Origin of the sequence: Nostoc sp. CHAB 5836, from assembly GCF_020829445.1 — a bacterium.
Classification (GTDB): domain Bacteria; phylum Cyanobacteriota; class Cyanobacteriia; order Cyanobacteriales; family Nostocaceae; genus Nostoc.
Genome location: NZ_JAIVFV010000221.1, coordinates 1 through 9869, shown reverse-complemented (window position 1 = coordinate 9869; position 9869 = coordinate 1). Strand labels below are relative to the sequence as shown.

The following is a 9869-nucleotide window of genomic DNA, read 5'->3' as shown; positions in this document are numbered from 1 at the left end:
TTCCTGCTTCAACTCCAAAATTTCAACCTGTATCCAGCAGCACCTATTCAAACATTGCTGGGGCTATGAGCAGCTACATCGCCTCAATTCCTAGCAGTAAGCGCTACAGCAATAGTTACTACACTCTCAAGGACATTCGTCTCAAATTCGGTTCAGGCACTGGTAGTCTTGGTAAGTATCGGTATTACTTGCTGATTGATGGCCCAAGTTCAGCAACCGATGATGACCGGATTTTGGAGATGAAGCAGGAGGCTTCTAGCGCTGTGGCGATCGCAGTTCCATCTCTGCTGCCAACTTCAGTCTATGGAAATCATGAAGGAGCGAGAGTGACAATCGCCACCAAAGCAATGCTTTCTAATACTGACCCTTTAGTTGGCTACACTACGGTCAATAGCATCCCCTTTATGCTCCATGAAAAATCCCCTTACCAGGTGGACTTTGACTATACATTGCTAACTACTAAGTCAAAGTTCATGGATGCCATGGCCTATGCAGGGAAGGTCGTTGCCAAGAACCATGCCATCTCTGATAAAGACTACGAATTACGAATTATTCCTGAAAGCGTTGATAAAGAAGTGACTGATATCGTCAGCGGTAACAAGATTGCATTCAAGGATGAGATTGTTAACTTTGCTCTAGACTATGTAACTCAAGTCGAGTACGACTATGGGAGTTTCAAAGACGCTTACAACCGAGGGGTGACCAAATAATTACTAAGAGAGTAATTCGTAATTCGTAATTCGTAACGAAAGTCATAGCCCCTGAATTTAGTTATGGAGACAAATAAATTTATTCCTTATTTCAAGCCCCTAACTTCAGTTATGGGGTAATTACGAATTACGAATTATCAATTACGAATTATTTTGACACTCTACTAAGGAAAAAGAAAATAAAGGTATCTGTTTGGGGGGTAAGACTTCTTCCCCATCCTCCCACACTTCCCACACCCCTTGGATTTCTCACTTGTGAGAAATCCAGGATTTGCATCCTATTGCTCCCGGCTCCCGTCTTGGGTGTAGTGTTTCAGACAAAGGAGTAATTTTCCGACTCGCGGGTATTCGGTATAATTTAAAACTGGATTTCCCGCTTTTAGTGAGAGTTAACTGGATTCTAGGAACCATTGGTTCCCAACAGATAAGCTGCTCCCACTAACAGTAAACCAAAAAGTTTTTCCCCAAAGAGCGATCGCTAAAACGTTGGTAGTTTATAATACTAGTAAATACGGAATCCTCTAATATCATTGGCTGTAGGAACATTCTTTAATAATTTAGATATTTAGTATTATATAATACTTTAAAGCACGTAAGCTTGATTAGCGATCGCTCTTGGGGAAAAAACTTTTTGGTTTACTGCTCAATCACTGTTCATGCTTCTGGTTACAACGGCGTTCAGGATTTCAAATATACAAAGTAATCTCAAAAAGCGTTGTACTGCACAGAAAAATACACCCCGTTCTCCTGCCAGGTTCTTCCGTTTGAGTCCACCGACATCAAAGGAATTCCCCAATCAACACGAGCGTTAAAGTGATCGCCCCCGCGCCACTGCAACCCCAACCCCACAGAAGCCAGAATATTCGAGTCAGGATTCTGTGTACCCGCATTCCAGCCAATACCAAAATCTGCAAAAGGAATCATTTGCAACGTACCACCAGCGCGTAAAATTGGTACTTGCACTTCTGCAGAAGCAAACACTCCATTATCAGTCAGCAGGAAATCCTGACGATAGCCCCGTACACTTTCCTGTCCACCAACACCAAATTGTTCCAGTGGCACGAGTGATGTGGAGGTCAGCTGCGTATTCAGACGGAGTAATGCTAAGGTTTCAGGAGCCAGCAGGCGTACCCACTGGACAAGCCATTGCCATGAGAAAAAGCGGCTATCGGGGGACTCTTGGTTGATCGTGGCATCGAATGCTCCCAATCCCAAACTGAATTGCGATCGCAAAGCAAGGACTTGCCGATTATTACGATAAACCCATTCCTGAAAGAATCGCAGTGCTGATACTCTTGTCTCTCCATTCTCATCTGCACCCAAGGAGGGAAACGGTATTCTTTCAAAGTCAACATACGAAGCTTCGCTTTCTCTACGAGATGCAGTTAAGCCAAGAGCAAATTCTTGTGTAGAAGTTTGGATTACTGGCTGGCGGTATGTCAGTTCATAGTATCGAGCATCTGATTGAATATCTAAAATGTTGAAAGGGCGTTCAATCACATCGCTTTTATTTATACCATAGCTGAACAAGAGCGTTCCATTTCGGCGATTGAGAGGCAATGTGTAGCTGGTATCAAAGGAATTGCTACCGTCAGTATTGGTGTAGGCTATAGCTAAACTATCTCCCATTCCAAGTAGGTTGGCTTCATTTACCTGTAATCGGCGTCGGAAACTTCCTACTGCTGGCGATCGCCCATTATCCAAAACTATTTGTGTGCTAAAGGTCTTTGCTTCCTTAATATTTACTTTTAGCACATTTGTACCGGAATGCTGCCCAGTTGAAAGTTCAGCCGATACTGTTTCTATCAGAGGATTGAGTTGCAATACTTGCAGTGCCTCTAACAAGCGTTGCCGATTTACAGGACCTGATGTCCCTGCTTCTATACGGCTACGTATGTAATTTTGGTCAAGCCGACGCGTTCCATTTATCTGGATTTCTTCAAATTTACCTTCGACGACCTGAATTTTTACAACACCTGAACCCGGACGAATTTCTTGAGGTGGAATATATGCACCGGAAGTAATGTAACCCCTCTGAACATACAGGTCAGTGATTTTAGAGCGAACTTGATACAACTCAAGCAGTGAGATTGGTCGATTAGTAAATTCCGCAACGGCTTGGGCTAACTCTTGAGGACTAAAGACTGTACTGCCCACAACTTCAAACCGTTCAACTGTAATAGTTTGAGAAGCATTACTAGGAACTGATTCATCAGGTAGGGGAGTTAATTCAGATGGTGGAAGTAGTTCTGCTGGTGAGGGCAGTGGTTGTGGTGGTTGTGGTGGGGGGGATGGGGAAGGTAAGGGGGGTTGAATGTCCTGCGGCGGTGGGAGGCGTTGGGGTGGGAGAGAATTGCTATTTGGTAGCTGTGTGATATCTATAACCTGCGCGTAGACAGGTCTGGAAGTTATGCTGCTTAACAATACAATTATGCTCACATGCAACCAAGAAAATGTAAGCTTTTTGGGTAATTTATCGCTCATAATATTGAGGTAGGATTTTATAAATCTGCTTCTCTTGGATTTTTGTTACAGATGGTAAAGGCTTAAAATTTTTTTATACTTTTCCTGTCCTTTTGAGGTACACTCTTACGGAGTGAAGTACCTGCTAAATAAGGCTTTTTTGTACTTCATGCGAGTGAGAAACGCTATATTTATAGAATTCTCCAGATGAATATCATTATTCAATTCATCTAACAAAGGAAGGAAAGATATAAAAACTTCTAACCTTTAACTATCAAGCCTTTCAACAGAAAAACCCAACAAAGGCTCGGTTTCTTTAGTTTTAAATTTTTGATAAAAGTAAAGTACATCAATAACAATACCTGATAAGTCTAAAATCGGAATCATCTGTTTTTTAGTCAAATTTACTGCATCCAATTAATACGTATCATTTTCTGCTTTGTTCCTTTGAAAAATTTGTAACTGTAAATGCTAGGCTAAGTAATGTCCCAATGCTTATGTGGAACTCTCAAAAAGTAGTAATTTACTAGTTGCCCTGTATTTTTATTCTACTATGCTGGTATAATTCCTGAAGTTCTCGATTCATCAACAAAATGAATCGAGACATAATAGATTCTCAACTGCAAAACTCGGAAAAGTTTTGCCGTAATCATGTTGGAGACTGGCATGGAACCTAAAATGAATAAAACTTATAAAGATAGATAATCGCTCTTTTACAAGGGAATTTACTTAAAATTACCAAACCTTTTACATGCAATTTATAGCAAGTATATTGACATGAAAGATTTTGAACTGCTGGGTATAAATCACCTCGCCCTAGTTTGCAAAGACATAGCACAAACTCTAGATTTTTACAGCAACACCCTTGGACTTTCTTTGATCAAGGTTATCGAGATGCCAGGGGGCGGGAAGCACTTTTTTTTTGATATTGGAAATGGGGATGCTTTAGCTTTCTTCTGGTCACCGCGAACACCTGAAGGGATACCAGGCATATCCTCTGTACGACCAGATGGACTTAAAACAGGAAATATTGCCACTGCACATGGCTCTATGAACCATGTGGCATTTAATATTCCTTTGGAAAAGGTGGAAGATTATAGAACCAAGCTAGTTGGGAAGGGGGTTGAAGTGACGCCAATTTTGCATCATGCAGATGTCGCACCTGGTTATGTACCGGAACTAGACGAAAACACTTTCATTTCCTCATTTTATTTCTTCGATCCCAATGGGATATTACTAGAATTTGCTGCAAATGTGCGCCCATTGGGTGATCCTGCACGAGATCTCCAACATAAATTAATTTAATAGTGAATTGTTTATTAATTCTTCCTGCCCTTATAGCTATAGTTGAACTATAGCTATAACTCTCCAATATCAAAACCGGATATTTATAGCTGATTACTCATTTTTTATCAGTCTTTAAAAACATACTTATGTAGCAGAATGGAAAACAAACATTATATTTTCATACAATCCGTTCTAGTATCAACATTTATTTCTTGTTTAACTATCTTTCCATGTAAAGCTCAAATAATTGAAGACGGGACTTTACCCAACAACAGTATTATAAAACTGCAAGGAAACACCATAACTATTGAAGGAGGTACTCAAGCAGAGAACAACTTATTTCACAGCTTTCAAAGTTTTTCTGTCTCGACTGGCGGCATTGTTTTCTTTAACAATTCTACAAATATTCAAAACATTATTAGTCGGGTAACTGGTACATCAGCTTCTAATATCGATGGATTGATTCGTGCCAATGGCATAGCTAACCTATTTCTGATCAATCCAAATGGAATAGTTTTTGGTCAAAATGCACGGTTAGATATTGGTGGTTCTTTTTTAGCCAGCACAGCGAATAGCATTAAATTTGCTGATGGCTCCCAGTTCAGCGCTGTAAATCCCCCTAATCAGCCAATACTGACTATTAGTGTACCTAGTGGTTTGCAATTTGGGAGCAATCTTGGAGTGATTCACGTGCAGGGTACAGGTCGCATTATTCAAGATTCTGATTTTAGGATACCTCTCGATGCCAACAAGTTTTCTAATAGCTTACAAGTGAAACCCGACAAAACTTTAGCTTTGATAGGAGGAGATATATTATTAGAGGGAGGAATTCTCAGTACGAAGAATGGAAGAATCGAATTAGGAAGCATCGCCAAAGGAGATGCCAATATTAAGCAAGAAAATAATGGATGGTCATTTAACTATGACAAAACTTCAATTTTTGGAGATATAAAATTATCAAATAATGCCTTGGTTTATGTTAATAGCGTTAAAGGCGAAGGAAACACTATCAATATCCAGGGGCACGAGATAAGAATATTAAATGGCTCCTTGATTTTCAGCCAAAATCAAGGATCCAAGCAACACGGAGGGATTACTGTTAATGCCTCTAAGCTTTTAGAACTTAAAGATTCAACACAATTTAGTCTAAGTGCTATTTTTACTAGTAATTTTGGTAAGACACCAGGAGAAAATATTCAAATTAATGCAAATAAAATTAACATGGAAGGAGCACAAATAGCTACTACTACTTTTAGTGACGCTTCAAGCGGAAACATAGCGGTAAATAATGTTGATTATTTAAAAATTATTGGCTCTACTCCATCTCCTGTTAATCCTTTTGGATATGGTGGTATAAATACTTTTAGTTATATTAATCATGGATCTGGCGGAAATATTACTGGAAAAATAAAAACTTTAATATTAGATAATAGGGCAAATATTACCACAAATTCTAGCTCTTATGGAAGCGCAGGAGATGTGAAACTATCGACGGAAAACATCACTCTTAAAAATGGAGGTAGTTTAGGTTCTACAACTTTTAATATGGGAAAAGGTGGTAATGTTTTTGTAAATGCAAGTAATCAGATAGAAATAATAGGTGTATCGCCTTCCGTTGGTCCTAGCACAATTAAGGCTGCTACTTTTGGCAGCGGTGACGCTGGCATTTTAGAAATTAATACCCCAAGGTTATCTATTCGAGAAGGCGCAGGTGTATCTACGAGTACAGTCTCTTCTGGAAACGGTGGTAGTCTCACCATTAATGCTCCTGATTTTATAGAAGTTTCGGGCGTTGATTCAAATTCAAATAATCCTAGTTTTATAGATTCATCGGCAGCTATTTTAGACGAAAGTTTAAGGGTAAGATTCAGCAGAGTACCACCAAATCCCACTGGAGATGCAGGAAAGCTAACCCTTAAGACTGGAAGCTTAAATGTTAAAGACGACGCTCAAGTCAGCGTTGGGAACTATGGCTCTGGCAATGCAGGAAAACTTGAAATCATTGCTAAAGACATTAATATCAAAAACAACGGGAGTGTTAACGCAACCACTGCTATTGGTCAGGGGGGTGATATTGATATTGACTCAGAAAACTTGTTATTACGCAATAGCAGTATCTCCACAACTGCTGGGCAGCAAGGCACTAATGGCGATGGTGGCAACATAGCTATTGATACAAAAATCCTATTCTCCTTGGGCAACAGCAGTATAACAGCTAATGCTTTTACAGGAAAAGGCGGAAATATCCTCATTAATACCGACTGGTTCTTTTCTTCTCTTAATAGCCGATTTGAAGCCAGTTCACAATTTGGCATTAACGGACAAGTTGAGATCAACGGCTTTTACTTTTATCCTAACAGCATTAAAGCAGCCCCAGAAGCAATTCGTGAAATCCCTAAAATTGCATCACTTTGTCAAAGTCGGTCAGGTATAGGGATAAGTAAGTTTGTTGTTACTGGTATTGACAGTTTATTACCTAGTCCTAACGATTTGCCATCTAATAATCCTATTTGGCAAGACAATTTTACCTCAGTTCAGGTCAACAGTAGCTCAGAAGAACTAAAATCAATAGTTCAAGAAACTACACCAATCATAGAAGCGCAAGCTTTAATAAGCAAATCTGATGGGACAGTCGTCTTGACGGCAAAATCTGATCAAGTCACCGCCGATGCTGCGTTGTTTGCTAGTCTGTGTTCTGCTGAAAATAAGCCATCAAAAAATCAATAATATCAGAAATAACATAGAACGATGGTTAAACGTCGAAATTGGATCAAGTACTTATTTTTAAGCATTTTAGGGTTATCTACGGTTGAGAGTAAAGGATTTCTTACTCCTGCTTATGCTACGAAAAAAAAAGTACAAAAACACAATCAGGCGCAACTATTGAACCAAAGAGGAAAAAAGTATCTTGATGAAGGCCGAGCAGTAGAAGCGCTTCAAGATTGGAAAGAAGCCACAAAAATTTATCGTCAAATTCACTATGAAGAGGGCGTTACTGGCAGCTTAATTAACCAAAACCTTGCCCTACAAGCTCTAGGCTTAAATCGTCAGGCTTGCAGTATACTTTTACAAGCTTTAAATTTAGATACGGATGCTGAAATTTGCGCTATCTCGTTAGAGCAATCTGATGAATCTACAACAAAACTATTGACGGCAGCAATAGATCAGCAAAAGCTAATGCCTCTAAATCTTTTGGCATGGCATAACCTGGGAGATGTATTACGTACAATAGGTAAGCTAGATGAATCAAAGATGGTTTTAGAGAAAATACTTTCAACTGCTAAACAAATGTTTTCTGTTGAGACTAGCGGAATTATGCTTTCATTGGGTAATACTGAACAGTCTATTTACCAACAAGCACGTAATAAATATTATGAAATAGAGGAGCCAATTTTCAAAAAAGAATTTGTCATTTTGATTCAGCAAAAGGTGTTGAAGTCAATTGATATCTATCAACAAGTGTATAATACGCCAGAAGCTCCTCAAGTGACACAACTGCTAGCTCAAGTACACCAGTTGAGTTTATTATTAGATTTTGAAAAATGGTTAATAGCAGAGTCCAGCTTAAGTAATACACAATTAGCTAAGACTCGTACTAAAATTACTCAACAGATTCAGCCTTGCGTAAACTTAGTGCTGAAAAACTCTTCGGCATTTTCTCAATTGTCGGCTAGTCATTCTGTTTATACAAAACTGAAGTTCGCTAAGAGTTTGAATCAACTTCCAGACAAGCAATTGCATTCAGTAGCTATTGACTATGCATCATCTGCCTTGCAAACAGCTAAAATTACCAAAAACGAGCGTTTGGAGTCATACAGTCTCGGCACTTTGGGTAAATTAAAAGCAGGACAATCAGAAAAATATTTTGCAGAAGCCTTAAGCTTGGCACAATCAATTCATGCTTGGGATATTTCGTATCAATGGCAGCAGGAGTTAGGGAATTTATATAATAAACAGGGAAAGTTTAAAGAAGCTATTAAAGCTTATAGGGCAGCGATCAATAACTTAAGTCAGCTTCGTAATAGTCTCTTAGCAAGCAACGCAGATTTACAGTTCTCTTTTTCGGAAAAGGTAGAACCTGTTTATCGCGATTATATGCGATTGCTTCTAGCATCTCCTAATCCAAATCTTGAGCAAGTTATTCAAACAAATGAACGGCTGCAAATAGCAGAGTTAGAGAATTTTCTCAAGTGTGGCAAACTCGATCTTGTAGCTTTAAACGAGCTTAAAAACTTACCTAATAGCCCAGCAGTAATTCACATTGTTGATTTGGGTAGCCGTATAGAAATACTCGTTCAATCCCCTGATAAATCTCTTCATCGTCATTCTGTTGATTCAAAGCAAGTTAAAGAGCATATCGATAATCTATTAAAGAATTTACAAGATAAAAAACTTATTAATACTGATGAATCGGTGCTTCTTCGACCTTCTCAAGCACTCTATAGCTTGCTGATTGTACCTATCAAGAAATATTTGCCATTGTCAGGAACACTGGTATTCACTTTGGACAAATCTTTCCAAAGCTTGCCGATGGCTTTGCTGCATGATGGTAAAGATTATTTGTTCCAAAACTACAGTATTGCAGTTACTTTAGGGTCTAGAGTTCGCCAACCAAAAGCTTTATCTAAAGAACAGTTGAAAGTTCTCATTGCTGCACTCTCTAAAGTTAGTCCCAGCTTCAACGATCCAAACGCTCCTAAAGACTTGAAAGCGCTACCAGGAGTAGAACAAGAAGTAGCAGATATTAAAAAACAAACTACTTTTTCCACTACCTTACTAAATGAAAATTTTACTAGCCCTCGGCTTGAGAAAGAATTGAGTACGGTCAATTTTCCAATTGTTCATTTGACAACTCATGCTCAATTTAGTTCAGATCCTCATCGGACGGTAATCTTAGCCTATGAGAAGGCAATCAATGTATTAAAATTTGATAGATTATTAAGAAATAAAACTCAAGCTGATGTAGACGGGATTGAGTTATTAGTTTTAAGTGCCTGTCAAACCGCTAAGGGTAATAAAAGGTCAACATTAGGAATTGCTGGAGTAGCCGCACAAGCAGGAGCAAGAAGTACGTTAGCAACATTATGGCTAGTAGATACTGATTCTACGACTCAGCTTATGAGCGAATTTTACAAAGAACTGAGAAAGGGTGTACCTAAAGCAGAGGCACTGCGTCAAGCACAATTGAGTTTATTGTCAAATCCTGATTACACTCATCCTTACTACTGGGCGGCTTTTGTTCTAGTCGGAAGCTGGCTCTGAACTACTTTGGGACAACTTACTTATTGGACTTTGGACAAAAAAGAAGTGTTCGCGTTTGATTTACGCGAACTTACAATCTACGCATCATAAATTACCCCAGTTATTTTTCAAACTGAGTCCAACTGAGTTAAACGCCTAAAGCCTAAG

The 9869-nt window shown here is 39.0% G+C and carries 5 protein-coding genes; 4 read left to right on the top strand and 1 reads right to left on the bottom strand.

The genetic code is table 11. From position 1 onward, the window contains the following. Positions 1-710, top strand: a 710-nt coding sequence (locus LC605_RS28535; RefSeq protein ID WP_229550816.1) for a DUF2252 family protein, incomplete at its 5' end; no start/stop codon positions are given. A gap of 705 nt (positions 711-1415) precedes the next feature. Here LC605_RS28535 and LC605_RS28530 read toward each other — a convergent pair. Then, positions 1416-3194, bottom strand: a complete 1779-nt coding sequence (locus tag LC605_RS28530; RefSeq protein ID WP_229550815.1) for a ShlB/FhaC/HecB family hemolysin secretion/activation protein — start codon at positions 3192-3194, stop codon at positions 1416-1418. 756 nt (positions 3195-3950) lie between these two features. On the opposite strand from LC605_RS28530, the gene LC605_RS28525 reads away from it, so the two are divergent. The 3 genes from LC605_RS28525 (at position 3951) to LC605_RS28515 (ending at position 9722) form a co-directional block, all read left to right on the top strand. Continuing rightward, positions 3951-4478 (top strand): VOC family protein, encoded by a 528-nt coding sequence (locus tag LC605_RS28525; RefSeq protein WP_229550814.1) that lies wholly within the window; start codon positions 3951-3953, stop codon positions 4476-4478. A 138-nt stretch (positions 4479-4616) separates the two neighbouring features. Then, positions 4617-7187: a filamentous hemagglutinin N-terminal domain-containing protein gene (locus LC605_RS28520; RefSeq protein WP_229550813.1), complete on the top strand. Its 2571-nt coding sequence runs from the start codon at positions 4617-4619 to the stop codon at positions 7185-7187. A 21-nt stretch (positions 7188-7208) separates the two neighbouring features. Then, the gene (locus LC605_RS28515) at positions 7209-9722 is read left to right on the top strand and encodes a CHAT domain-containing protein (RefSeq protein ID WP_229550812.1); all 2514 of its coding nucleotides are present in this window, start codon (positions 7209-7211) and stop codon (positions 9720-9722) included. Positions 9723-9869: the final 147 nt, after the last annotated feature.

Excerpts from the sequence above, each read along its gene's own strand:
- LC605_RS28530 (WP_229550815.1), bottom strand. The coding sequence starts at position 3,194 with ATGAGCGATAAATTACCCAAAAAGCTTACATTTTCTTGGTTGCATGTG.
- LC605_RS28525 (WP_229550814.1), top strand. The coding sequence starts at position 3,951 with ATGAAAGATTTTGAACTGCTGGGTATAAATCACCTCGCCCTAGTTTGC.
- LC605_RS28520 (WP_229550813.1), top strand. The coding sequence starts at position 4,617 with ATGGAAAACAAACATTATATTTTCATACAATCCGTTCTAGTATCAACA.
- LC605_RS28515 (WP_229550812.1), top strand. The coding sequence starts at position 7,209 with ATGGTTAAACGTCGAAATTGGATCAAGTACTTATTTTTAAGCATTTTA.